This window comes from Actinomycetospora endophytica (assembly GCF_021026375.1).
In the GTDB taxonomy this organism is placed as follows: Bacteria; Actinomycetota; Actinomycetes; order Mycobacteriales; family Pseudonocardiaceae; genus Actinomycetospora; species Actinomycetospora endophytica.
In genome coordinates this window covers 1,907,263-1,932,719 of the sequence record NZ_JAJNDB010000001.1, presented here as the reverse complement: position 1 = coordinate 1,932,719, position 25,457 = coordinate 1,907,263, and the positions used below count along the sequence as shown (strand labels likewise).

Annotated in this window: 19 protein-coding genes; 11 read left to right on the top strand and 8 right to left on the bottom strand. The window is 71.5% G+C overall.

Annotation, left to right across the window (positions count from 1 at the left end; all coding sequences use genetic code 11):
- Nucleotides 1-406 precede the first annotated feature (406 nt).
- The 5 genes from LQ327_RS09485 to LQ327_RS09465 form a co-directional block, all read right to left on the bottom strand.
- Nucleotides 407-1,402, bottom strand: coding sequence for a PrsW family glutamic-type intramembrane protease (locus tag LQ327_RS09485; RefSeq protein ID WP_230731919.1), 996 nt, complete (start codon nucleotides 1,400-1,402; stop codon nucleotides 407-409).
- A gap of 13 nt (nucleotides 1,403-1,415) precedes the next feature.
- Nucleotides 1,416-2,741: a hypothetical protein gene (locus LQ327_RS09480; protein ID WP_230731917.1), complete on the bottom strand. Its 1,326-nt coding sequence runs from the start codon at nucleotides 2,739-2,741 to the stop codon at nucleotides 1,416-1,418.
- A complete protein-coding gene (locus LQ327_RS09475; protein ID WP_230731915.1) occupies nucleotides 2,738-3,787 on the bottom strand; it encodes a protein phosphatase 2C domain-containing protein in 1,050 nt (349 codons plus the stop codon). Before LQ327_RS09475 ends, LQ327_RS09480 begins: the two co-directional genes overlap by 4 nt.
- A 65-nt stretch (nucleotides 3,788-3,852) precedes the next feature.
- Nucleotides 3,853-4,587, bottom strand: coding sequence for a vWA domain-containing protein (locus LQ327_RS09470; RefSeq protein ID WP_230731914.1), 735 nt, complete (start codon nucleotides 4,585-4,587; stop codon nucleotides 3,853-3,855).
- A 100-nt stretch (nucleotides 4,588-4,687) separates the two neighbouring features.
- Nucleotides 4,688-5,575 (bottom strand): hypothetical protein, encoded by an 888-nt coding sequence (locus LQ327_RS09465; RefSeq protein ID WP_230731913.1) that lies wholly within the window; start codon nucleotides 5,573-5,575, stop codon nucleotides 4,688-4,690.
- Between the two features lie 193 nt (nucleotides 5,576-5,768).
- Here LQ327_RS09465 and LQ327_RS09460 point away from each other — a divergent pair, with 193 nt between their 5' ends.
- From LQ327_RS09460 to LQ327_RS09430, 7 genes are all read left to right on the top strand, one after another.
- Nucleotides 5,769-6,428, top strand: a complete 660-nt coding sequence (locus LQ327_RS09460) for a hypothetical protein (protein ID WP_230731911.1) — start codon at nucleotides 5,769-5,771, stop codon at nucleotides 6,426-6,428.
- A gap of 221 nt (nucleotides 6,429-6,649) precedes the next feature.
- Entirely contained in the window at nucleotides 6,650-6,970 is a 321-nt protein-coding gene (locus LQ327_RS09455; protein WP_230731910.1) for a trypco2 family protein, read from the top strand.
- Nucleotides 6,967-11,037, top strand: coding sequence for a P-loop domain-containing protein (locus tag LQ327_RS09450; protein ID WP_230731909.1), 4,071 nt, complete (start codon nucleotides 6,967-6,969; stop codon nucleotides 11,035-11,037). The genes LQ327_RS09455 and LQ327_RS09450 overlap by 4 nt, the downstream gene beginning before the upstream one ends.
- Nucleotides 11,038-11,848: 811 nt before the next feature.
- Nucleotides 11,849-12,166 (top strand): hypothetical protein, encoded by a 318-nt coding sequence (locus LQ327_RS09445; RefSeq protein WP_230731907.1) that lies wholly within the window; start codon nucleotides 11,849-11,851, stop codon nucleotides 12,164-12,166.
- A gap of 101 nt (nucleotides 12,167-12,267) precedes the next feature.
- The gene (locus tag LQ327_RS09440) at nucleotides 12,268-12,990 is read left to right on the top strand and encodes a hypothetical protein (protein WP_230731904.1); all 723 of its coding nucleotides are present in this window, start codon (nucleotides 12,268-12,270) and stop codon (nucleotides 12,988-12,990) included.
- Between the two features lie 502 nt (nucleotides 12,991-13,492).
- Nucleotides 13,493-13,789: a helix-turn-helix domain-containing protein gene (locus LQ327_RS09435; protein WP_230731903.1), complete on the top strand. Its 297-nt coding sequence runs from the start codon at nucleotides 13,493-13,495 to the stop codon at nucleotides 13,787-13,789.
- Nucleotides 13,790-13,831: 42 nt separating this feature from the next.
- Nucleotides 13,832-14,200 carry a hypothetical protein gene (locus tag LQ327_RS09430; RefSeq protein WP_230731902.1) on the top strand — a complete coding sequence of 123 codons (369 nt, stop codon included), beginning with the start codon at nucleotides 13,832-13,834 and terminating at the stop codon, nucleotides 14,198-14,200.
- Nucleotides 14,201-14,454: 254 nt separating this feature from the next.
- On the opposite strand, the gene LQ327_RS09425 is transcribed toward LQ327_RS09430, so the two are convergent.
- The gene (locus LQ327_RS09425) at nucleotides 14,455-15,570 is read right to left on the bottom strand and encodes a type I restriction endonuclease (RefSeq protein WP_230731900.1); all 1,116 of its coding nucleotides are present in this window, start codon (nucleotides 15,568-15,570) and stop codon (nucleotides 14,455-14,457) included.
- A gap of 428 nt (nucleotides 15,571-15,998) precedes the next feature.
- Here LQ327_RS09425 and LQ327_RS09420 point away from each other — a divergent pair, with 428 nt between their 5' ends.
- Complete coding sequence (locus LQ327_RS09420; RefSeq protein ID WP_230731897.1) at nucleotides 15,999-16,175, top strand: YegP family protein; 177 nt, start codon at nucleotides 15,999-16,001, stop codon at nucleotides 16,173-16,175.
- Between the two features lie 259 nt (nucleotides 16,176-16,434).
- Here the strand turns inward: LQ327_RS09420 and LQ327_RS09415 are convergent, their stop codons facing one another.
- Complete coding sequence (locus tag LQ327_RS09415; protein ID WP_230731895.1) at nucleotides 16,435-17,421, bottom strand: hypothetical protein; 987 nt, start codon at nucleotides 17,419-17,421, stop codon at nucleotides 16,435-16,437.
- A gap of 417 nt (nucleotides 17,422-17,838) precedes the next feature.
- On the opposite strand from LQ327_RS09415, the gene LQ327_RS09410 reads away from it, so the two are divergent.
- From LQ327_RS09410 to LQ327_RS09400, 3 genes are all read left to right on the top strand, one after another.
- The gene (locus tag LQ327_RS09410; protein WP_230731893.1) at nucleotides 17,839-18,429 is read left to right on the top strand and encodes a hypothetical protein; all 591 of its coding nucleotides are present in this window, start codon (nucleotides 17,839-17,841) and stop codon (nucleotides 18,427-18,429) included.
- Between the two features lie 392 nt (nucleotides 18,430-18,821).
- Nucleotides 18,822-19,235, top strand: a complete 414-nt coding sequence (locus LQ327_RS09405) for a DUF6978 family protein (protein WP_230731891.1) — start codon at nucleotides 18,822-18,824, stop codon at nucleotides 19,233-19,235.
- Nucleotides 19,232-20,002 carry a DUF1828 domain-containing protein gene (locus LQ327_RS09400; protein ID WP_230731890.1) on the top strand — a complete coding sequence of 257 codons (771 nt, stop codon included), beginning with the start codon at nucleotides 19,232-19,234 and terminating at the stop codon, nucleotides 20,000-20,002. Before LQ327_RS09405 ends, LQ327_RS09400 begins: the two co-directional genes overlap by 4 nt.
- A gap of 443 nt (nucleotides 20,003-20,445) precedes the next feature.
- On the opposite strand, the gene mobF is transcribed toward LQ327_RS09400, so the two are convergent.
- Entirely contained in the window at nucleotides 20,446-25,164 is a 4,719-nt protein-coding gene (mobF, locus tag LQ327_RS09395) for a MobF family relaxase (RefSeq protein WP_230731888.1), read from the bottom strand.
- Nucleotides 25,165-25,457: the final 293 nt, after the last annotated feature.

The window sequence follows — 25,457 nt, the reverse complement described above, 5'->3', positions numbered from 1 at the left end:
TTATCGGACTAGACGTGGAGCGCGGCCACGTCCCGGGCGGATGGTCGTCGGCGCGGCACGATGCGCTGGGCCCAGCCGACGTACTCGTTCGGGGGACTTCCTCGTCTCAGCTACCCGTGGGGGTCAGCAGGATCAGCCGGCGGCGGGCTGGCCAACCTGGACGCGGAAGGGGACAGCATTTGGGCCTGTATGTCGGGCCGGTCGTTGATCATCGTCTTCACGCTGTCGGGAGCGACAGTCCGCTGGGTGCCCACACGGCAGGCCAGCGTCATCAGTGTCCAGCTGCACCGGGCCGCGCAGCCCGGGGCACCCAGCCAGTCCTAGGTACTCGAGCGGAGTCCGGGCACTGTGGTCAATCGCCAGGTCGTCGAGCGGGATCGGGCAGGTCGCGTCGGCTGGGAGAGGGTCATAGGCGGGTCCAGCGGCCATCGGGTCCGCGGGTCCAGCCCCGGGGAGCCACCGCCGCGCCGGTCGTCGCCGCCGCGGTGGAGCGAGTCTGCGTGGGAGTCGGGCTGGAGTGACCGCTCGCTGCTCGTGGGCGTGGGCCGCGGTTCGGGCTCGCGGCGGCGTGGGTGACGCCGACGGTGGCGTAGGCGAGAAAGAGCACGGCGCTGAGCGCGGTCACGGCGACCCACAGGATGCTGGTGTTGACTGGTTTCCAGTCGTTGACCCCGTGCAGGACCGCGGGGATGGCCAGGCCCAGGCCGGCCAGCGCGGCTCGGGTTGCGATTTCGCGGTGCTGGATGGCCAGCCCGATGAAGTACGCCGAGATCCCGGCCCAGCAGGCGTGACTGACGGGGTCGGTGACGAAGCGCCACATCACCTCGAGAGCCTCAGGGCGACTGAGGTCGTCGCCGTAGCCGGCGTAGTAGTGGATGGCTTCTTGGGCACCGAAGGCCAGTCCGCTCACCGCGCCCAGGAACAGGTAGTCCCTGGGCTCCAATCGAGCCCAGGCGCGACGGTGCAGCAGCGCCACGGCCACGACCGGGAGGATTTTGGCGAGCTCTTCGGGCAGGCCAACGGCCGCAACGGTGGAGAAGACGTTGTCGCCGTCGGCCGGAAGGGCGCTCTCCAGTCCGAGCGCGAGGGGGACTTCGACGATCAGGGCGAGAACGACGATCTCGGCGTACATGCGCCCGGTGAGGTTGGGCGGGCGCAGCACGGTCCGCAGCACCAGCAGCCACGCGGCGGCGAAGTAGAACGCGAACAGATCGGCCGCGGCCGCTCCACCGTCGCCGGCGTCGGCAGCCAGAAGAAACGCGGCCGGCGGAACGGTCACGAGCGCGACGAAGAGCCACACCGGCCAGGTACGCAGCGTCGGGTTGTACCACCAGGCTCGCCACGGCAGCAGAGAGGACAGCTCGGGCAACCCGGACCGTGGCGGGGTGTAAGGGTTGGTCATCGACGACTCCTGATCACGAGCTCGGGCGGGCGTGCCGGCCCGACGAGACAGGAACGGATGGGCTCGGCGTCTCTGCCGATCCGATGTCGGCCCGCGCAGGCGCGCCGGAGTCGTCAGCGTCACTTGTGGCGCTGTGGCGCCCTCGCGATGCCCCAGTCGTCACCAGGACCGGTGGTGTGCCGTCGTTGGCGGCCGGCTCGCAGGAGCCGGCTGTCTGCGGGGCGGCGTCGTGGGGGGTGGTCGGTGTCGTGGGTCGCAGCGGAAACACATTGGCGCCGGCTCCGACCGGGAGCGCGTTGGGCCTGTCGGCGGGTGCCGGTCGCTGGGCGACAACCGAGACACCCTTGTCGTCCTGGCGCTGACCGGCGCCGGTTGCCTGAGCCGCCGCGGTGTGCTGGCGTTCCTGGGGGTCGCGGTGTCCGTTGGCCCAGCCGCGGAGGGCGGCGACGCGCTCGCTGAGGTAGTTGGCCCAGTGGGCGGCGCTGGGCCGCTCGGCGGGGTCGGGGTGGAGGGTCAGGTCGAGCAGCGTGCGGCCGGTGCCCTCGAGCAGGGCCGCGGCACGGGTGGCGTCGCGCGCGACGGAGGCTTGGGCGCTGGGGCTCAGAGTGCGCAGCAGGAACAGCCCGAACTTGTAGACGTCGGTGGCCTGGCTGAGGATCTCGCCTTCGGGGGGCTCCCAGTCCGGGGAGTTCAGCTGGCGCACGACGGCGCTGCTGCCCCGTACCCGGACGGCGTCGGTGTCCACGAGCAGCACGCTGGCGGCGTTGGCGCGGCGGAACAGGGCGTTCTTGGCGTTGATGTCGCCGAAGACGACTCCGAGGTCGTGCAGCACCGCGAGTGCGGCGGCCAGGTCGCGGCATACGGTCAGGCGCGCCTCGAGCGGCATCAGTGGCATCCCGATCCGGGTGGCGAGGTCGGGGTCGACGAAGAGGTTCTGCACCTCGCGGGGCGCCCGCTCGACCCGTCCGGAGGGCAGCGCCCGCTGCTGGAGGAACCCGTCACCGATGAGCGGCATCACCACTCCGACGATCTCGGGGCCGTCGCGGACCACTCGGACCGGCCAGACCGTGCAGGCGTCCAGCGCGGCCCGTCGGGCCGGGGTAAGGGTGTTGCGCAGCGCGACGATGCCGGTCAGCCCGTGGGCGGGGGCGTGGCCGGGCTTGTACTCCTTGAACACCAGCGGCCCGGGGACATCGGGCAGGCGCAGCTGCGAGAGCGCAACGACGCGGGCCTGGCCGCCGCGGCCGAGCTCGTCGCCGAGCTCGCCGAGCTCGCTGCGCCGGATCTCGTTCGCGTGCGGTGAGATGATGTCGGGGCTGGTGGCGTGGGCGATGGTCACGGGGTCTCCTCGGGCCAGAGCACGATCGCGGTGCGGTCGTCGTCGTAGGAGCGGCGGGCGAAGTCCACCTGGGCGGCGAACTCCAGCGGGGTGGGCGGGGCCTGCCAGCGGGCGGCCAGGAAAGCGCCGACCTCGCCGGTGCCGTCGCCGAGCGGGTCACCGATCCCGTCGGTGACCAGCGCGAGGACCTGCCCGCGGCCCAGCTGGGTGCGCGCGGGTCGCGGGGGCTCGGGCGGCAGGATCGGCAGCGCCGCGGTCGCCGACGACGCATACAGCTGGTGGGTCTTGGCGCCGTAGTGGCAGCTCCAGCCGGAGTCGTCGAGGGTCCAGGCCGACGTGTCGCCCAGCCCGATCAGGTGCAGCTCCCGGGTGCCGTCGGGGTCGGAGGCGAGGGCCAGCACGGCGATGAGCACGGTCGTCGCCGCCTGGGCGGCGAGATCAGTCAGCTCACCGTCGGTGTGGATGCCGTGCCCGGCCAGGTGAACGCGGGTGGCGTGGGCGACCTGGTCGGCCAGCCGGAGGAACAGCGCCGGCCAGTCGATCGCCTCGGGAGCGGTGCCGCCCAGCAGGCCGGCCAGCTCGGTGGCCGCGGCGGTGGCGGCGGTGTCGGCGGCGACGTGGGAGTGCTCGCCGGCGGAGACCCCGTCGGCGACCACAGCCACCAGCCATCGCTGGTCGACGCTGACCCGCACCGCGGCCGAGTCCTGCCGGACCGTGCCGTAATAGCGATGCGCCAGCCCCCGCACCCCGGCAGCGCGCAGCTCGACACTGGGTCGTCCGTCGGGCCCGGCCACGGTGTAGCCATCGACGGTGGTGTCGGGGCGTTCCGGGAACCGCAGGTCGGGCGCCGGGCGAACCTGCCCAGCGGCGCGACCCGGGTCACCCACCACATACGGCGCCCGGGCCGCCGCCGGAGCGACCGCACGGGCCGGACCGTCGCCCCGGGCGGCGTCGAGCGGCGCCGCCAGGGCGACGGTGTCGGGGGGCGGGGCGACGCCGGGCTCCGCCGGGTTCGTCTCACGGGAGGTGGCGGGGGACTCGACCATGCTGGTGGCACCGTCGAGGTCAGGGCGACGAAAGAAGCCTCGGCGGCGCAGCGTGGGGCGGCCCATCACACGAAGTCCTCGTCGGCCGCGACGGAATGGATGCCGCCAGGCAGGTCCGCCTCGGGCGGGAGCACGATCCCCGACCCGCCGCCCGCGAGGCTGCCGCCCGAAGCCAGCACACTAGAGATTAGAATCTCCGCGATCGCCTTGATCGCCACCGCGGGGTCCTGGCCCTCGTCGGCCAGGAACATCCGCATCGGCTTCGACCCGGCCGCCGGGTGGATCAAGGTCTGCAGGGTGCGGGGGTTGGCCTGGTCGATCCCGAACGGGATCACGTTCGGGTACATCGCGAAGCCCTGCCCGGAGGCCCGGTCATAATGGGTCAGCGCGGCGAACTGCGAGCGCCAGCCCCGTTCGGGGTCGGTGGGCTCGCCGTCGCTGATGAAGAACACCGCCGGGCGGTGCACGGCGAACCCGTCGGCCTTGAGCTGGGCCACGTCGTAGGCAATCGCCTGACGCAGCATCGAGAACGCCGCCCCATAGGAAGTGCCCCCTCGGGGGGCCAGCCCGGGCAGCACCAGGTGCGGGTCCAACGGGTCGCACAGTGGCAGCCGCACCTGGGCATCATCGGAGAAGTCGATCATTCCGAAGCGGACCTTGTCGGAGATGATCGGGTTCTGGGCCAGGGTGTCGACGATCGCCGGCAGGATGTTGTTGGCCCGCTCCAGTTTTGGCCCGTCCATCGAGTACGACACGTCGATGACCAGGTAGAACGGCAGCAGCTTGCCGCGCTCAGACATGATGGTTCCCCCGAGATGATCTAGAAGGTTGCGCTGGTGGACGGATAGTTCGGGCGGGGACCGCGCACGCGGGATCCCCGGACGCGAAGTCGCTCCGGTGTCAGGAGCGGAGCTTGGTGGTGCCCTGCGGCCCGGAGGTGTGGGAGAGCTTCTTGGCGAAGCAGTCGTTGGGGCCGATGCCTTGCTGGTCGCACCAGGCGTTGGCGCCATCGGCGGTGGAGAACGGCTCGGCGACCACGGTCACCCAGTAGCCGGTGCCGTTGAACACCGGCCAGTCATCGGAGAGCAGCAGCCGCGCCTGCGGGTATCGGGAGCGCAGCGCCTCATGGTCGGCCAGGATCGCGGGATAGTCGTACGTCACGCCCTGCACGACCATGCCGAGCTGCTTCGACGACAGCTGCGGCACCCACTGGTCGGCCAGGCTGGAGACCTCGGCGCTGTCCGAGGACGCCATCGACGTCAGCTCCTCCTGCGCGCCCGACGACGACGTCGCCTCCGACGACGATCCCGCCGACGTAGAGCCTGGGGTCGACGGGCTGCTCTCGCCCGGGTAGGTCGCCGCGGTAGCGCCCGAACCGGACGAGGACGATCCCGGGGAGGACGACGCGTAGGAACCGGGGCCGGTCGCGGCGGCCGGCGGCGCCGAGGCGATCGGGGCGGCGGCGGCCACCGCCGGCGCCGAGGCCCGCGCCGCGAGGACCGCGCCGACCACGAGCAGCACCAGCGTGACCGTCGCCGCGCCCACTGTGATCCACAGCGTCCGGGGCCAGCCCGCCCCCGTGCCCGCTCGCGATGGGCGCTGCGGGGCGGCGGCGTAGGAGCGGTGGGGCAGGGCTGGAGACGCCGCGACGCTCCAGCCGGCGAGCGGGTGCTCGGCGCGGGTGGCTGCCGCGGCCACGAGCAGCTGCGGGGCGGCTGAAGCACCGCACTCCACACAGAACGTCACCGACGCCAGCAGCTGCGCTCCGCAGCGGCAGGTCTGGCTCATCAGAAGTCCCCCGACGACAGCCCCGGCCGGCCACCGTGGCCGGACGACCAACACATCGCCGCCGCGGACGTTGCGTTAGCGAACCAACCCGCCGGTTCGCCTACACCACCCTTTCGAGCGACACCGGTAACACCGGCTCTTGCTGGCGCGAGGAAGCGGCGACCGGGCTAGAGACATCGATCGGGGACCAGGAATGAGCACCACCACCGGCTGGAGACGTGACCCGAACACCGGGCAATGGACACCGAACCCCACGCCCAGCCCCACACCCGCCGGCGAGTTCGCCGCGTCGACCGGGGTTGGGCCCGCAAGCGGGACGCGCTCCGGCAGCGCCATGTTCACCGGGCCCACCGCCACGGCCGGACCTCCCCCCTTTCCGGCGGGCGCCACTGCGCCGCCTATGTCACCGGCGGATAAGACCCGGACTGCCTGGCCGTGGATCGCCCTGGCCATCGCCGCCGTCGCAGTCGTGCTCGCCGGGGTCCTCATCAGCAACCACAGCTCCACCTCGTCCAGCGCCAGCAGCTCCGGCACCAGCTCCGGCGGGTCCGGCTCGTCGACCACGAGCTGGGACACAGGCCTCGGGCCCACCGACCTGCAGACCTCGGCCTACACCTACTACCTGGGTACGCGGTTCAACGTGCCCACGCCCTCCTATAAAGAGGAGCAGCAGTACATGTCCGACACCGAGCAGTCCGGCTGGACTGGCGGCCTTATCGCCTGCGAGCTCGTCCGTTATGGCGCTCAGAGTCCCGACAACGCGGCAAGCTTCCTCGCTGCGGCGGGGCCAACGGATATCGCTACGGCGCGGGCGTCGATCCGAGCCGGGCTGCTCGACCTCTGTCCCGTGTAACCGCAACGCCCACCTCGGCCGGATCGGCCAGGCTCGCCCCGACCCGACCTTCGGAAACTGGACCTTTGAGAAGAGCGGCGGCGGAAGAGGAGCCTGGCGGACTGTGGGAGTCTGCGTCATCGTGCTCGCGGATGCGGATCGATCCCAGACTGTGGCGTCTCATCGGTTCGCTGTCGTGCGGTATCCATGCTTAGTCGGGGCACCGATGGGGGCGGCGGGACATGGCGATCGAAGTGGCGGAGCTGATCAGCCAGCTGCGCAGTGAGTTGAACACCGCGACCGAGACTGGGAAGAAGGAGGACCTGCGCTTCGAACTCGGCCCGATCGAGCTGGAGCTCAACGTCGGGGTGGACAAGGAAGCCAAGCCCGGAGCCAAGGTGCGCTTCTGGGTGGTCGAGTTGGGCGCCGACGCCAAGCTGTCCTCGACGAACACTCAGAAGATCAAACTGACGTTGCAGCCCCGGCGGACCAGCCAAGCCGGCCGCAAACCGGATATCGCCGGAGATGAGGTGCCTGGCGAACTCGACGACGAGGCCGGATGAGTACCCCGTCGACCCCGCCGGGGATGAATAAGGGCCCCGAACCGGCACGGGTCGTCCAGCTCACAGTGACCCATCCCGGGGGTCGGCGGCGGGGCTCGGGCTATCTGATCGCCGAGGGCCGCGTCCTCACCGCGGCGCACGTGCTCGCGGCGGCCACCAAGGTGCGGGTGCAGCTCGCCCCCGGTACCCCCGAGACCTGGGGCGCACCGGCCGAGTCGTGGTGGACCGACCCCGACCCGGACGTCGACCTCGGCGTCGTTCGAGTTCCCGAACGCGATCACGCCGTGGCGCCCGTCTACTTCGGTGCTCTGGGTTCGCGGGCGGCCGTGATCACCGTGCAGGCCGTCGGGTTCCCGTGGTGGAAGCTCAAGAATGCCGACGGCAGCGTGCCCGAACCGGAGGACGGCCAAGACCGGTACCGCGACCCCAGCCACATCGTCGGGACTGCGCCGCTGCTGGCGAACTTCCGCAGCCGCACCCTCGAGGTCCAGGTTCCGGCGCCGCCCGACCCGCGGGTCGACGACGGCTCCCCCTGGGAAGGGATGTCCGGGGCCTCGGTGTGGGTTGGCCGGCGCATCGTCGGGGTGATCGCCCGGCACTACCCGACCGAGAGCACCGCTCGGCTCACAGCCGTCCGGCTGGACGCCGCGCTCGGCACCTCAGCCCTGCGGCGCACCGAGCTGCTCGAACAACTCCATCTTGATGTCGATCCCAGTGGCCTGCTGCCGGACGTGGTGCCGCCCTCCCAGAGCACGCTCACGTTGAGCGGCTACCACGCGCAGGTCGTCGACATCGCGCCCGACCAGTTGCTAGGCCGGGAAGCGGAGCTCGACGAGCTGGTGCGCTTCTGCGCCGGCGACGAACGGTATGCGTGGTGGCAGGCCAAGCCCTGGGCCGGGAAAACCGCACTGATGTCCTGGTTCGCGCTCCACCCCCCGGCCGAGGTCGACGTGGTGTCGTTCTTCATCACCACCCGCTACCTCAGCCAATCCGACAGCGCCGCCTACACCGAAGCCCTCATCGAACAACTCGCCGCGATGACCGGAGAGGCCGTCGAACCGCTACGCGCCGCGCACGCCCGCTCAGGCCACCTGCTACGACTGCTGAACCAGGCCGCCGAGACCTCCCACGCGTTCCGCCGCCGCCTGGTGCTGATCCTCGATGGCCTCGACGAGGACACCAGCGATACCGCCGGCTTGCCCAGCATCGCCTCGCTGCTCCCACGGACACCTGCCCCCGGCCTGCGGGTACTACTCGCCAGCCGCGGCAGCCCGGGGATCCCCGGCGACGTCAAGAGCGCGCACCCACTACGGAAGGTCATTCCACGCGAGCTGAGCGCCTCTAACCGGGCGTTGGATATCGCCCGCGAGGCCAAGGACGAGCTCAGCGATGTTCTGCGCGGACCGTCCCTACACCAAGACGTCGCCGGCCTGATCACCGCCTCCGGCGGCGGACTCACACTGTCCGATCTCATCGGACTCACTGGCGCTCCGCCTTACCAGCTCGAGCCGCTCCTGGGGGGTGTCTTCGGCCGCACCGTCGCTGGTCGCACCTCCCGGACCGCTCCAGCAGGGCGTACCGGGGAGCGGGTCTACTTGTTCGCACACGAAACGCTCCGCAAGACCGCCGCCGAGCAGTTCGGTCATCAGCTGCAGGGCTACCGGGACCGGTTGCACACCTGGGCCGACCACTATCGCCAGCAGGGCTGGCCCCCAGACACCCCCACCTACCTGCTCCGGGGATACGTCCGCATGCTCGTGGCCGCCGATGATCGTTCGCGGCTGGTCGCGCTCGCCACTGACCGTGCTCGCCACGACCGGATGCTCGACCTCACCGGAGGCGATGCACTCGCCCTCACCGAGATCGCCACGGTGGTCGACCTCGTTCGCCGCGCGGATGGGTCTGATCAACTCGCGGTGCTGCTGGTGCTCAGTTACTCCGCTGACGAGCTGTCCGCCCGCAACACCCATGTCCCGGAAGCGCTTCCAGCGGTGTGGCAGCGACTGGGCTCTCCAGCCCGAGCGCTTGCGCTCGCTGAAGGGATCCGCGATCCAGAGAAGCGGGCCTCGGCGCTGTGCAGGCTCATCCCAGCGGCCGACGCCACTGACGACCGCGCCCTGCTTGTGACCTTGGTTCAGAAAGCCGCCGGTGAGATCACCGACCATGATGGAGATCGGGCCAAAGCCCTCGCCGCGCTCGCCAGGGCGTTGGCTGACGCCGGCGAGGACGACCGCGCGACGGCCATCGCCATCGCGATCGCCGCCGAACAGACCACCCACGAGATCTACGACCCGCTCGACCGCGCCGAGGCCCTCACCGCCCTGGCGGGGGCGCTCGGCGCCGCCGGCGACCACGACCGCGCCGCCACCATCGCCACCCAGGCCGAACAAGCCGCCCTCGATATCCTGGGCTCCGGGTACCGTCCCCGGGCCCTCGCCGCCCTGGCGAGGGCGCTGAGCGTCGCCGGCGAGCACGACCGGGCCGCGGCCATTGCCACCCGCGCCGAACAAGCCGCCCGCGATATCCCCGATCCCGCCAGCCGCGCCAGGGTGCTCACCAACCTGGCCGAGGGCTTGGCCGTCGCCGGCGAGCACGACCAGGTCGCGGCCATTGCCACCCGCGCCGAACAAACCGCCCGCGAGATTCTCGAGCCGGGCGCCCGCGCGGACGTCCTCACCGCTTTGGCGGGGGCGCTGGCCGCCGCGGGCGAATACGACCGCGCCGAACAGGCCGCACGGGAGATCTCCCACCCCGACGACCGTGCCCGCGCCCTCGTGACCCTGGTCCGGGCGCTGGCCGCCGCCGGCGAGCACGACCGCGCCGCGGCCAATGCCACCCGCGCCGAACAGATCACCCACCAGATCCTCGAGCCTAGGTACCGCGCCTGGGTCCTCGCCAACCTGGCCGAGGGCTTAGCCGTCGCAGGCGAGCACGACCGCGCGACCGCCATTGCCACCCGCGCCGAAGAGGCCGCCCGGGCGAGCACCGACTTGGGCGACCGCGCCGAGAGCCTCACCGAACTGGTCGAGGCGCTGGGCGCCGCCGGCGAGCACGACCGTGCCGCGGCCCTAGCTACCCACGCCGAACAAGTCATCCACGAGCTCCCCGACCCCGGAGGACGCGGCCGGTTCCTCTACGCCCTCGCAAGCGGCTTCGCCCACCTGGCCCGGGCTGTGGGCGCCGCCGGCGAGCACGGCCGGGCCGCGGCCATCGCATCCCGCGCCGAACAAGTCATCCACGAGCTCCCCGAGGTTCTCGACCCGGGCGAACGCGCCCGCGCCCTGGCTGACCTGGCCGAGGCGTTGGCCGCCATCGGCCAGCGCGATCGCGGCGCCACCATCGTCACCCAGGCCGCACTCGCCACCCGCTCGGTTCCCGACCCGGGCGAACGCGCCCGCGCCCTCGCCGACCTGGCGTCGGTGCTGGCCGCGATCGGCCAGCACCATCGCGCCCGTGAGTTCGCCGGACGGGCCGAACGGGCCGCCCACGAGATCTCCGAAGCCGGGCCCCGCACGCTCGCCCTTGCCCACCTGGCCCGGGCGCTCGGCGCCTCCGGCGAGAACGACCTGGCCGCCACCATTGCTACCCGCGCCGAACAAGCCGCCCGCGAGGTCCTCGACCCGGGCGAACGCGCCCGCGCCCTCGCCGACCTGGCGTCGGCGCAGGCCGCCATCGGCCAACACGACCGCGCCCGCGCCCTCGCCGAACAGGCCGAACGGGCAACCCACGAGCTCCCCGGCCCCGGGCCGCGCGAGTGGGCCCTCGCCAAGCTGGCGTCGGCGCTGGCCGCCGCCGACCAACACGATCACGCGGAGCAGTTAGCCCGCGAGTTCACCAGCCCCGCCCGCATTGACGCATTCGCGAACCTGGCCGGCCAGCTCGCCTCCGCTTCTCGCGATGGTGGTCCCGACTCTGATGACCGGAGTCAGTCGGTGGCGCGGCAGGGTCTGCTCGAGGAACTAATCGCGCTGGACTGGCGGCGGTCGCTGCCGGTGCTCGCCGCGGTCGATCGCCGAGCGCTCGTAGCCCTAGCGGATCACGTCCGGGCCGAGTCCGGTACTCCGTGACCACACCGGGCGGGTCGGCCGACTTCGCCGGTGCTGGCTTCGCGCCCGCCCCGCTGACCGATGAACCTTCGGAAACTGGACCTTCGGAAACAGCCACCTTGCGGAGGTTCACCGGCGGCCCGGCAGCCGCCCAGGTGACATAGACCGGACTTATCGGCGTGACGAAGCGGGGCGGCGTCCCATCCGCCGATGCCGGTGTTGACGCTGCCGACCAACCGAGTCGGGATCGGACTAACCACACACTCGGCACCTCGCGGTAGCGTCGATTAGCAACGCGAAGTTCTCGCACCACGACAACGTTGCTCGGACGACCCTCCGGACAAGGGCCGAGACGCTCGGTGCCATGGTAGGCCAGCGCGCGATGGGTCCCGTGGGACTTCGAACGTCAACAAGACCGAGACCTGCATGCCCATGCGAGCGGCCCTGCCGGGGACTCGCGCGTGTGCACTGATATTTGGCGGCCGCCGTGTGGCCGCCCGCAGATCCCGGCCAAGCGGCTGCGCCGCCCAGGCGACCCGGCGTCGGCCTCGACCGCGCCGCGCCCACTGCAGGCGGGCGTCCCGGACCCGCTGTCGGACCATGTCGGAGAGGATGCACGAGGGTGGGCCCGCGCGGCGTCGACCTGGACCACCTCGCAAAGCGCGAGGTCGGACGCGCCGTCCACGCCACTCGGGGAGCCGTCGCGGGCTGCGCGCGGGCTGCCGCAAGGGGCCGATCACCGGCGGCCGGGCATTCCGGGCTGACTCGCTGGTGCTGCGATCCGGCGACAGGGAGCCTGCAGGACCCCGGTAACGGAGGGGAACAGCAACCGATGGGCACTCATCGCGAGACCGTGCGGGCCGTTGGCGCCGAGCTGGACGCGCTGGTGGTGAAGTTGGGCCGGCTGGCCCAGGCCGGAATGATGACCAGGGACCATCGCGAGACCCTGCACGCGATCGCCGGGCAGCTCCACGACATCCGGCTCCGGCTACGCGGCGAAGCCCGCCAGGCCGATACCGTCACCGACGCCGTCGAGCAGGTCGCCGCGGACGTCGACGACGTCGCGAGCACCCACCACGACTGCGTCTACGGCCCGGTGCTGGCTGAGCTGGCCGGAAGGACAACCGCGATCAGGGACCTGATCACGTGATCCGGCCGCCGCCGAGGGCGGAGCCCAGCACGACGCAGGCACCTATTCGCCCTGACCGACGGCGTGGTTGTCACGACGGTCGAAGCGCTTACGCTCGGGGCATGGGCACCGACCAGGCCGAGGCCATGGCGCTGCGGTGCCGACGACTGCGGGCGCAGGTCAAGGACTCGCGGGCGCTGATCGCCCGCGCGCACGACCTCGCCGAGGACCACAAACGCGGTGCTCATGTCGTCCGGGCCCGCGCTGAGGCGAACGCCGAGCGCACCATCAACAACTGGCCGGCGGCGCACGGGCTGCCCTCGACGGCCGGCGGGTGCACCGGCGACGACGTCATCGGCCTCGTTCGCGACTCGGCGCGCTCGCTGTTCGACGACTGTGAGTCGGTGAGCCTGACCCTCGTCGAGCAACTCGGTGACAACCGGCGCCGCTATCTCACCGCCGCCTCCACCGGCACCGCAGGAGCCCTGGACGTCGCGCAGTACCGCCTCGGCGAGGGCCCCTGCATCGATGCCGTCGAACTGGACATGGTCGCCGTCGTCGAGGCGAACGACCTGACCGCCGCCCAACAACGACGTATCTGGCCGGAGCTGGCCCGGGCCGCTGAACGCCTCGGCATGCGCTCGGCGCTCTCGATCGCCGTCCCCTGGACGCCGTGGCGCGTGGGTGTGCATCCTGAGCGGCGCTCTCTGGGGGCCATCAACTTCTACGGCAGACAACCCCACGCCTTCACCCAAACCGAAACGCACGCCCAGCTATTCGGCTGCTGGGCCGGAGCGATCATGAGCGGCGCGGAACCTGCCGACATGGCCCGCCTCAGCCTCTAGCCCGGAACACCGACACCGCAACTGCTCTCCAGCACCGGCCGCCGGGCCGGCCGACGCCGTGACCCAATGACATACCGAGCAGTACCCTCCCGGGCGGAAGGCCCCGACGCCGAACCTGGTCAACGTCGACGGGGGAGGCGGGCAATGACCTCCGACCATCTCGCGGTCACCTTCGGGAAAGCCAACCAGGCGGCCCAGCGGACGGAACGAGCGCCGGAGGCCACCAGACACCACCAAGCCCTCGCGAACGCTCTGGATCGAGACAGCGAGGGATGGATCCGTCGTACCGCCACCCGGCTCTCGCGCACCCGTCCGGCCGACGCCGCCCGATCGGGCAAGCCCTCCGCGTAGTTGTGACGACGCTGCGGCACGACGGCTCGCTCTCCGGCGCGACGGCGGCGCCTCACGCTCATTGCCGCGGCGGGTGGCGAACGAAGAGAAGTGTTGATGATCGCCTGCGAGGCGGTCAGGTAGCGGGCCAGAGAACGGGAGAAAGCTGAATGTGGTCGAGGAAATGCAGCATTCTGTTGAAACTGCTGCCAGACTCAGCGCATGGGCAGCGCTCTCGGGCGGAGTTGTGGGCCTGCCTGCGGCGGGGCGGACCCGGCGGTTTGAGCCGGCCGCGCGCCGCCGAGTCGCGGGTTTGCTGGCCGAGCACTACCAGGGCGGCGCCACCATTGGTGCGCTGGCCGATGCCAGCGGCTACAGCGTCGGGCACGTGCGTGAACTGTTGCTGACCGCCGGGGTGACCCCGCGCCGCCGCGGCGGTGTGCGCGGGTACACCCGGTCCGCTGGGTGAGAGAGAGCAGCCCTGTACCCGACCGCGAGGAGACCACGGCCGATGGCGATGCTCACCCCGCGCGCCGCCGCAGCAATCTCGGAGGCGGCCTGCGCTGCCCAGGTGCCCGGGCTGCGGGCCCGGGCCTCCCGCGGCGGCGCCCCTACCGCCGCCGACTACGGCGGCACGGCCGCGATCGTGGAGACCGAGCCTGCCCGTCGGCGTGGGGCCGGGGAGGTCGCGGTCACCCGCGGCGCCGCCTGCGTGTATCTGCCCGCCGCGCTGCTCGAGGCCTATCCCGACATCGTGCTCGACCTCCATGCTGTGCCGCGTCGACCTGACCGGCCCGGCCAGCCCGAGCCGCCCACGCTGCGACTTCGCCCCCCGGCCAGGCCGCAGGACCCCGGCGCTGCTGGCACCCCGCGAGGGTGAGCGACAGCCCCCGACCAGCGGCGACCCAAGACCGGCGCAATTTCGCGACGCCGCTCGCGGCTCTCGCCGGGGGCTCTGGCCGGGCGGGCTGACGGCCGGCCAGACCATCCGGCGACCGCCGCTATGCGAGTGGCCGCGCCGGCACCCGGCCGGTCTCGGCGTGCGGAACATCGTTGCGACGCCACCGTCGACCCTGGGAGGGACAGCCGTCCCGGCCCTGGGGTGAGGAGTCCGGGCTGGCCCGACCCGCCGGTCTATGTGGTCCGGGCGAGGTAGCCGGCGACGGTCTTGCGGAGCTGGTCGGCGTGGCCGTAGATGTCGGTGACGTCGTTGATGGGCATGCGGGTCTCGGTCTTGTTCTCGTCGAAGACCCCGAGGTAGTGCTGGCTGCGGTTGAACCACAGCCGGGCGATGGGCTTGCGGTTGTTGTCGTCGAGCAGCACCCCGAAGTAGGTCTTGGCGTCGCGGGCGACGACGCGACCGGCGGGGACCTCGCTGCACACGATGGCCCGCACGATCCGGTAGCCCTCGAGCTCATCCTCGGTGGTCACGACCTCCTCCCCGACCGCCGAAGACGACGGGTCGGCGACGGTCGGCTCCGCGACCCGCGCCGCCGCCGGCTCGGCAGCGACCGCCGGCTCGACCACGGCCTCCGGACCCAGCGCGGTCTTGAGCCGATCGTTGACCTGCTCGGTCAGGAACTGGTGAGCGGCCTTCTCCACGAGCGGCGCGAACTGCTCCCGGGCCTGGGTGGTGAACTTCTTACCGCTGTAGACCCGCACCGCGAGGTAGCGGACCCACTCCTCGGAGGGCTCCTTGAACTCGGCGGCGAGGATCCGCTTGATCGCCCCGATGTACTTCAGCTCGCCGGCGGCGCTGATCACCGAATCGAGGTCGAACGACTCCCGGGTCAGCTTGGCCAGCTCGGGCAGCAATGTGCGGTCGACCGCGGCCAGGTCGAGGACCAGGAACGGCTTGGCGTCCATGACGTTGGGCTGGTCGAGGTCGGTGTAGAACTCCCAGACCTGGCCGTTGGTCAGGACCGCCACGCGGGCGTTGGTGACCGAGAAGTAGCGGTAGAGCTGGGAGGCGTGCTCCAGGCGCAGCGGCTCGGTGACCTTCTTGGCCTCGATGAGCATCTGCACCTCGCCGCCGTGGACCAGGGCGTAGTCGATCTTCTCGCCCTTCTTGGTGCCGACGTCGGCGGTGAACTCCGGAATGACCTCGGAGGGGTTGAACACGTCATAGCCGAGGACCCGGCCGATGAACGGCATTACGAACGCGTTCTTGGTGGCCTCTTCGGTCTCGATCGAGGCCCGCTGCTGCGCGAGCTTCGCCGACAGCTCCGCCACCCGGTCGGTGATCCCCACCACGTCCCCCTCGCCTCCAGGAACCCCGGGGCAAGATCCCGGGGTCTCGGCACGTGACGTCGCACCTGAGCCACCGGGCGTTACCAGAACACCCGGATATGGGGCGCTCAGCTCCTGTTGCGTTCGAGCTTGCGGCGCCCCGCCTCGCGGCGGAGGTACTCGCGGGCAATGCCGACGCTCTGTCCCACCCGCGGGGTACTGCGGCCTCGGCGCCGGTGGCGCGAGGAGGTGGCGCCGCCGCCCGCACCGCGAGTGGCCGGCCCCGCTGGTGGGAGCACCACTGGCCTGGCGCCGATTCCCGGTGCGGCCCAGTCACCCACGCCGGGCTGTACGCGCGACGCGCCGACCCGGCACGTCCTCGGTGACGCCGCCGGTCGCGCTAGCGTGCCGCTGACCAGCACGTTCAGTCCATCAGTGGGAGGTTGCGAATGGCCGGCAAGTTCGAGGTGTACGAAGACCGCTCCGGGAAGCACCGGTTCCGGCTCAAGGCGGGCAACGGGGAGATCGTCGCCTCCGGCGAAGCATACGAGACCAAGGCCGCAGCCAAGAAGGGCTGCGAGTCGGTGCAGAAGGCCGCCGACGGCGCGAAGATCGAAGACGTGTAGGTCCTCACAGCCGCAGGTGCCGGCGGCGAGGCGACAGCCCGCCGCCGGCTCCACCGCGGTCGTCTCAGTGGTGGTCCCGGTCGCGTCCATCGACGACGGTCCGCGGCGGGTCTGCCTGCTCCTGTCCCCGAGGGAGCCCTCGCGCCGACCGTAACGAACGGCGGATCCGTCCGGCGGACAACAGACCCACCCGTGAGCCCGCTCCACGGGTGCATGTCTTCCTGGTGGGCATGCTCGTGGACACCGTCGCCCCGGTAGGTCAGGTGTCGCCGGCGCGGTACGAGCGCAGCTCGTCGGGGGTCAGGTGCACCGAGTCCGGGACCACCACCGAGCCGGGGTTCGGGTCGGTGAACGCGTCGATGAACCGGCTCTCCTGGGCGCGGTGTCTCTCGACGGCGTCGTGGCGCCCGGCGGCGTAGGCGGCGTCGGCGGCGCTGGCCACGTGCTCGGGGGTGTAGTGGTGGGCGGGCCAGACCGAAAGCTCGGTCTCGCCGAGCAGCGCGGGCACCCACACCGCCGCGGGCCGGCTCCAGCCCCAGTCCGGCGCCACACCGACCACCGCGTCCCGGTGCGCCTCGGGAACCTCGACGGTCAGCGCGCCGCCCTGGTGGTCGCCGCCGAACACCCAGTCGTCGGTGTCGACCGGATGCGGCGGCAGCACGTGGCGGGTCACCCCGTGGACGGTGGTCTCAGCCAGCCCGGCCGCGGTGGTGCCGCGGCGGGTTTCCCGCTGCGCGCGCCGACGCCGCCGCCGCGCCTCCCACGCCCCACGGCGCTGCCGCTCGGTGAACATCAGCTCCCGGACCTCGACCGGGGCGTCGGCGGCGCCGTGGTAGCGGGAGGCCCCGGGGTAGACCAGCGCGAACCGCAGCCGCCGCCCGTCGGGGGCGAACCGGGCCTGCGCGGCCGCCGCGGCCTTCTGCCCGCGCTGCTGTAGTGCCGGGCCCGGCGCCCGGTGAAACCCGCCCAGCACCACCACCGGCGGTGGTGCGGCTTCGTCGTCGTGGAGGGGTGGGGCCTCGAAGACCCGGGCGTGGCAGACCGGGTCGTAGCCCGGGCGGCCGTAGCCGAGCACGGTGTCGACCCGCAGCGCCCACACATGCGGGCTACGGGCGGGCAGGGGGCTCTCATCGGGCACCGGGACCAGCGGCGGCTCCGGCTCGTCGGGGTCGGGCCAGACGAACGCGCCCTCGCGGCGCAGCACCTTCTTCTGCCACGCCGGCTGGTAGGTCGGGGCGACAGGCACCGGCGGCGGACTCGCTCACCCCTCCCACCGCGATCCCTGGCTGTCGGCTCCGGCTGCGCCTCGGGTAGCGAGGCGGTGGTGTACTCGGCTCATGGCGGCTGCTCCCTTCACGCTGAGAACGTGAGGGAGGAGTCACGCGCCAACAGCAGCAGCAGCAGCAGCCGCCGCGGCGGCGGCGGCTCGAGAAGATCCCTCACGACAGGAGACACCGCGACAACGGCAAGAGTTCCCGACGTCACCCGGACGAACCAACCGCTGCCGCTACCACCCGGTGCGACGTATCGCCTGCGTCCCCCACGGCGCCGCGGAACACGCTTCCGTCAGGCCTGATGTCGGGTGCTGCGGTGCGGTGTCGCAGCCCGGGGCCATACTCGAAACACCGGCACCGCCGAGCCGGTCGCGACGGGGGCGGGAGACATGGCGACGCAGACCCACGACGCTTCGTTGCGCGAGCTGGTCGACCTCCTGGAGATCTCCGCGGTCGGGACGGCGGAATCCATGCTGGTCAACCACGGCCGCTGCCCGCCGCCGACGATGCACTTGATCAGCGCGCTGCCCGACCGGCCATACGTCGGCTACGCGGTGACCCGCTCCCACACCCCCGGCGCGGACGCCGCCGACGCCCTCGCCGCCATGGGCGACCTCCCCGCCGCGATGCACGCGGCCCGGCTGGTGCTCACCTGGGAACAGCAGGACCTGTACACCGCCCTGGAACTCCCCCAGCCCGCAGCTCCCGCCGTCGTGGTCGTCGACGCCGGCCCCGGCGACCACGAGCTACGGCGGCACCCCTTCACCTTGCCGGTCGGGCCGCCCCCGCAGCCCGGGGACTCGACCGTCACGCCCGACTGGGGCCAGTCGACCCGCGAACCCGACTCCCCACTGCCCGAGCCGGTCGCGGCGCTGCTGGCCACCTGGCGAGCCGGTGGGGATCCCCGCCGGCTCCGGGCGGTCTACCAAGACATGCAGCACGCGGGTTACACCGTGCGCTGGGTCAACACTGCTTCCTAGACCTCGACTGCCCCTCGGTGGACCGGCCCATACGGCCCCAAGGGCTCGGGACCGGCCCCTGCCCTCGCTCGCCCTCATGCAGCCGCCGTAGTCGGATCAAGCCGATGAGGCCTGCAATAGTTCGTTGACCGTGCCCGACCTGGGCGAACGGCTGTAGCGGGCCGGTGACCCGCATGATCACTGTCTGAGTGTCCGTTGTTGTCAGCCAGTGCGTCCTACGTCTTGTACCGGATATGTCCCCCCTCGACGTAGCTGACGCGCCAACTCGGCTCGGCCTCGATCCTTCGGCCGTGGGTGCGGCGCCGTCTGCGAGGACTCGGCGTTGCGTTCGTCCGCTTACTGCGCGACCACCCGGTACGGTGATGCGCTGCACAGTGTCGGTAGGGGGGTCCATGCTGGAGGAGTGGGAGGCGAAGCGCCTCCTTGCTCTGCCGAAGGCCTACGTCGGCCCGCCGACTGTCGATCTTCGACCGGGCAGTGATCGTGATTACCCGTTGGAGAGCGACGATGGCACCGAGTTCTTTCTCCTCGATGTCTGGATGTCGCCCCGAAATCCAGATAAGGCCCGCTTTCAGTTCCGACATAGCCCGCACGGTGCAGTTCTTTCTCGACTCTGCACGGCTGTTCCGCACACAAACCCCGACGGCGAGTACTGTGAGCCGCCTCATCTGCATGTCTTCCATGAGGAAGTCATCGACAAATGGGCAGTCCACCGCAGTGACATTTTTGATATCTCGTACGCTTTACAGGTCTTCTGTGATATCATCCATCTACCGGTCCCGGCAATCGAGGGAGGTCTAACGTGAACGAGACCGACAGTCTCCTCGCGAGTTCCTACCGAGATTGGTTCACCGATTCGGTGAAGTCCAAGATTGTCGGGGACAACATCGCCGAGCTGACGACTCCTTTCGTCGATCGCCACAACGACCACCTTCAGGTTTATGTAGAGTCGCGTCCTGGAGATCTTTATTTAGTCACAGACGATGGCTACATCCTTGCCGAGCTGAAGTCGTCCGGGGTGGACAGCCGAGGGTCTAGACGCGAAGAGATCGTGAGCTCTCTCCTGGCGGGCCACGGGGTGACGATCCACAAGGGGGAGCTCCATGCTGAGGCGAGCGCAAACAACTTGGGGCAGCGTGTGCATGACATGGTCCAAGCGATGATCAGCTTAGACGACCTGTTCGTGCTGGCGCAGGACAACGTTAAGCGCGTCTTCCGGGACGACGTCCAGGAGTTCCTTCTGGACCGCTCGGTACCGTTTTATTCGAATGTCAACATGTCCGGTAAGAGCGGACTGGGTCATAAGTTCAGCTTCGTGATCCCTAGTTCTAAGATGGCCCCGGAAAGGGCCCTAGAGGTTATCAGCTCGCCTCGCCGAGACAATATCGACCGGTTCCTGTTCGCGGTCAGTGACATTCGTCGTACTAGGGAGCACGAACTAGATTACTATGCTGTAGTGAACGATTCGAAGCGGCCAGTTCCCCCTGATTTTACCGCGGCGCTGAACGAGTATGAAGTAAAGATGGCGCCTTGGTCACGAATCGGCGACTTCGCCGCAGACTTTGCGGCTTGACGAGCCGTTCTCGACCGCAGCGCCGTGTCATCCCGTCGACCTGGCGTCGCCCGATCACGCCGTCGGTGGGCGGCAATGTTCGAGCGCGACGAGACGTCGAAAGACCAGACTTGCCGCTCGCCGATGGTGTGATAGCCCTGCGGGAGGTCGTCGGGATGGCACCTGGCAACCACCCCATCACCGGGCCGGCGCCCCTTTCTTACCCTGCCATCCTGGAGACCTGCCCGTCCGGCGAGGACATCTGTTCTGGTTCTTGGGTGGTCTGCGTTGCCGGTGGACGGGCGTGCCCGCACGGCGCCCGCCGGGCCGGAGCAGGAGCAGGAGCAGGAGCAGGAGGCGGGGTGCCGTGGCGGGCCGCCGTTGGCGGCCCGCCAGGATCGCTCTTGACCCAGTAGAGAAAGTCCTCACCTCGGCTACGCAGGGCCTTCCGATGGTCACGGCGCCTAGGGATCGCCCTCTGCCACGTCGGGCCGGATGTCGTCGTTACTCGTGTCCTGGTCGTCGCTGTGCCAGGTTCCGTGTTGCTGCTCGCGGTACTGCTGCTGGTCGGTCTGCTGACGGCGGTCGGTGATCTCAGCGAGGGCGCGGCGAGCCCGGGCGAGCTCAGCGGCGGTCTCTCCCGGCTCGGGCACGCGGACGGTGTCCTCATCGCGGCGTCCGGCCTGGTCACCTTCGCGCGCATCCGCCGCAGGATCTGGAGCATCGGCGGTCGCGCGCCGTTCGCTCGGGGCCTCGTCAGTGCCGTGGCCGTTCCGGTGATCTTCCCCTGGGTCCGGCAGCGGGGCTTCGGTGAAGTCGGCCGCGGCGCGGTGGTCCCAGCCATCGCGCTCGGGGTGGCCGCCGGTAGGGGCATGGTCGGCCGTCGACGCTTCCAACCGGTCCCGCGGGCCCGGAGGGGCGGACTCGCCCTGTGCCTGGTCGGTGTTCTGGTCGGTTTCGCTGCTCTGCGGTTCAGCCGCGTGTCCGGTAGTGGAGCTGTGATCGTCGCCTGGGTGGCGCGGGGTCGGTTCGGTGAGGTCGGTGTCGGTGATGTCGCGGTGCGGGTCGTCCTCTGCGCGGGCGGTGTGTTCGGCGGCGAGCCATTCGGCAGCGGTCACGGCCGGGGCCGGCTGGCTGTTGGCGTCGTGGGCGGCGAGGTAGGCCCGGGATTGGTCGGCCAGGGCGCGGGTCATGGCGGTTTCGGCGCTCCAGGCGGCGTAGGCGGTGGCGACCTCGTCGAGCCGCCCGGCCTCCTCGCGGAGGTGCCCGGCGAGGGCTTCGGCGTCGCGGGCCTGGGTCTCGAGCTGTTGGCGCTGGTCGGGGTCGGGGGTGGCGGCAGCTTCGGCATACCGGAGTTGGGCGGTCTGGTGATGCTGTGCGGCGGCGTGGTGGGTGCCGGCGAGCAGGTTGTCGACATAGGCCGGGCCCCAGGTCTGTTCGCGTTCCCACGCCTGCACGCGGGCGCGGTGCGCACCGATCGAGAGTTCGAGGGTGTCGCGGTCGTGCTCGGGCAGCCCGGCGGCCCGCCACGCTGCCCGGTAGGCCGCGTGGGCTTCGACCTGCCCGCGCCCCGGCGCCGACCCGAGCACATCCACCGCATCCCCATGCCGTCCGCGGTCCGACCCGGCCTCACGGCTGCCGTCGGCCTCGTCGATGTGCTTGTGCTGGTCGGGGTGGTCGCGGGCCTCGCGGTAGCCCGCGACCAGCCCGGCGCGCTGGGTCCAGTCGGCGCGGGCGGCGGGGTCGTCGGGGACCGGCCCGAGCAGCTCGACCGCCCACCGCTCGGGGTGTTTGGTCTGCTGCTGGCCGAGGTCGCGGGTGCGGGTGTCGGCCGCCTCGGCCAGCACCGCCAGATAGTGGTCCCAGGTGGGGTCGTCGAGCCGGGGTCGCCACTCGGCCCAGGACTCGCCGATGGGGTCGAAGGTGTGGGCGGCGGTGATGCGGCCGTGGATGACGTAGGTGACCGACCGGGCCCCGTCCAGCGGCCGGTCCACCACCGCCGCCTCGAGCACCTCGCGGGGCTGGTGGCCGGCGACTTCGGCGGCGCGTAGCAGCCGGGTCAGGGTGGCGGTGCCGTCCTCGGCCGCGACCCGCGCCCGCTCCTCGGGCCGCAGGTGTCCCTCGGCGGTGAGGTGGTCGAGCCAGCCGCTGGTGCGCTCGCAGGAGGCGAGGTGGGCGGCGTCGGCGAACCGCTCGGCGGCGGTCTGCACCGACCCGGCTTCGGCGGCCAGGGTCTCCGCGGTGGCCACCGCCGCCCGAGTCGCGGCCGCCGCAGCCTCGGCGCGTTCCAGGGTGTCGGCCAGCACCGCGCGGGGGTCGCGATGCAGCGTATGCTCGCGTTCGGTGCCGTGCGCGAGGTCGTCCGGGGCGGTGGTGGTCGCCACGTGCGCGGTGTTGTTCAGCTTTCCGCGGGACAGGCCGACGTAGGCCGCGGCATGGGAGGTGCGGGCGGTGATCACGGGGTGGCTGGTGTCCACGCTGAGCCCCTCCACGGCGTGCACGGTGCCCGCATAGGCCAGCGACACATCGGCGGCGACGTAACCGGCGGGCAGCACCAACCGCACCCCGCCATCGCCGTCGTCGCGGGTGGATCCGGTGGGGGTGACGAGCAGGGAGCCGTCGTCGCCGGTGTCGAGGACGGTGAAGGTTTCCCGGTTGATCGGCCCGCGCGGATTGCGGTGCCGGCCGGCGAGGTCCCAGCCGTTGCGCCGCGCCGCGACGGTGTCACCGACACCGGCGTAGGTGCCGTCGCGGTCCAACGGGACGCCGTGCTCGGCGACCCGCCCGAGCCGCACCAGCTCATGGCGCAGCTGGGTCGACAGCCGGGCGGCCTGGTCGTTGCTGTCCACCACCAGCACCGACCGGTGCCCGGCGAGGGTGTCGGCCAGCCACGCCCGCGCCGCCGACTGCTCAGCCTGTTCGAGAGTGCCGGCATCGATCAGCCGCCCGTTCCGGTGGTAGTTGGCGACCACGGTGGGGTCGCCGGCCCGCAGCCGCAGCGACGCCGGGCCCTCCCAGCCGGCGGTGAAGCGCCGGGCATCGGTGAGCTCGTACCGCGCCCCCGTTTGGGCGATGAGCTCCATCGCCCCGCCGGCACCGACCGCGGCGAGCTGGCGGTGATCCCCGACCAGCAGCAGCTTCGCCCCCGCCGCCCGCACGTGCTGGTGGATGCGGGTCAGCGCGGCGGTGTCGGCCATCGAGGACTCGTCGACCACCACCAGATCCCCACGCCCGAGCCGCCAGGGTTGGTCGTGCCCCGACGGGGCCCGGCCCTCACCCGCCGCAGCGGCGAGCCGGTCCTGGGTGGCCAGCCATCGGGCGGTGTTCGCCGCATCCAGGCCCTCGCTGGCCAGGACGTCGGCGGCGACCTGGCTGGTCGCCAACCCCACCACCCGCCGTGACGCTAGAGACCCGTCACCGCCGTCGGCGGTGGTCCAGGCGTGGGCCAGGGCGCCGACGGTGAAGCTCTTGCCGGTGCCGGCCGGTCCGATGAGGGTTTCCAGGGTGGCGCCGGAGGTCAGCACCCCGCGCACCGCGGCGGCCTGGTCCGCCCCCAGCGCGACCCCCTGGGCGGCGAGGTGTCGCAGTAGGGTGTCGGCGGCGGGGCCCGATAGGCGGGTGGCGCCGTGGTCGCGGCTGGCCGCGCGCAGCGTGTTCTCGGAGTGCACGTGCTCCGGGGTCGCGAACAAGCCGCCGCCGGGGGCCCGGTACGCGGAGGTGCCGTTGTCCAGGCGCAGCTCGTCGGGCAGCTGGTCTTCGCCGGGGCCGTCGGTGTCCAGGCTGGAGGCCATCGCCGCCCCCTGGGCGGACAGTCGGTCGAGCAGTTCGCTGATCTGGTCGGGGTCGTCGAGCCCGAGATGGTCCGGGAGCCGGGCGTCGATCTCGCGGATCAGGTGGGCGCGGGTCCAGGCGGCCTTCTTGGCCTGCACCCCGGCCAGCGCGGTCTCCAGCACCGCCTCCGCCGACCACACCTCCCCCGCAGCGCCCGCAGCGGCCCCGTCTTCCTCGGTGGCCTGGTCGCGGGTGGTGAGGTAAGCGTGGGCGACCGCGGCGAGCCCGCCGGTGACCTCGCTAGCGATCTGGGCATCGACCCGATCGAGCAGCGCCTCGCGGGACTCCCCGTGATGCGACTTAGCCTTTCTCGAGGTCAGGGTGGCCTGGCGCTGCAGCCGGTCACGCTCCACCCCGTTGACCTCCCGGCCGTGCCGGGCCTCGAACGCTGAGATCAGCTCCGCCGCCTTCGCCGACACCGCCCGGCGCCGCGAGGAGAACATCTCGGTCGCGGTCGGGCTCACCACCGTGGCTTCGCGGGCCTTGCCATCCGGGCGCATCGCCATCGACACCCCCAGATCGGCGGCGAGCCGTTCGGACAGGACGCGTTCGCCGACCGCGGCGGCGGCCGGGCGCATCCGGTGGATCGCCCGCGAGTCCAGCGTGCGCCACTGCCCGTCGGGGCCCTGCACCCGGTTGACGATCGGGTTGTGGATGTGCAGCTGCGGATCATGATCCCGGGAGTCGTGCTGGAAGAACGACGCCACCGTCCACCCGTGCGCGTCGACCCAGCGCCCGCCCTGGCCGCCGTGATGGCCGACCCGGGCATACCCCGCCTGCTCCTGCAGATAGCCCAGGGCGGCGTCGTTGCCGGCCCAGATGGCGTCCTCCACCGCCTGCCGATACCCCGCCCACCGGGCCTCGGCGTCGGTGTCCCCGGTGCGGCGGGCGCGGACCTCGGCGGCCTCGAACGCGGTGTGCAGCACCGTCACACTCTTTTGAACGCTGAACGTGACGTCCAGGAAGGCCACGTTGCGCCGCGCCTTGCGCCCGGCCTCGACCCGGAGTTCATCGCGGCGTTCAGCGCCGGCGTGCCGCTCCCGTTCAAGGAGCTGGGCGTACAGCTCGTCCTCGGAGGTATAGGCCCGGCCGGTGTGCCCGAGCGTCGCGGCCTCGCCCCACCGGGACGGGTCCCTGAAGTGCTCGTCGCGGGGGTCGAGGAACCGCTCGAACACCGCCCGCATGTCCTGCGGATCCACCTCCCCCGACAGGCCCAGGGCGGCGGTGCCGGCCCCCCACCACCGGCCCGGCGGTTCGCCGTCGGCGACCGCGCCGGTGTAGTAGTTCTCCCGCCCGGCCGCGACCTGGCGCAGCAGGTAATCCACCGAGTAGCCGGTCGCGATGCTCAGCACCGAAACCACTCCCGCCCGGCCACCGCTGCGCCCCGCTCGCCGCCCGAGGAACACGCCCGAACGAGGCCGACAACCGGGAGCGGTGCCGTCCCGGGCGCGGAGCGTCCGGCGGGCCGGCCGGAGGCCGGCCAGAACCTCGGGATCGTGATGCCTCGGTGTGCTGGGGTACTTGATCTTTTGCTCTTGTCTGTTATGTCGTTGTCGTTGGTCGGGTCGTGATGGTGATCGGCTCGTGGGGCTGGTCCGTGCTCTTGCTTGTCGCGGTTGTTCTGGTTGTCGTGGCGGTGCTGGGC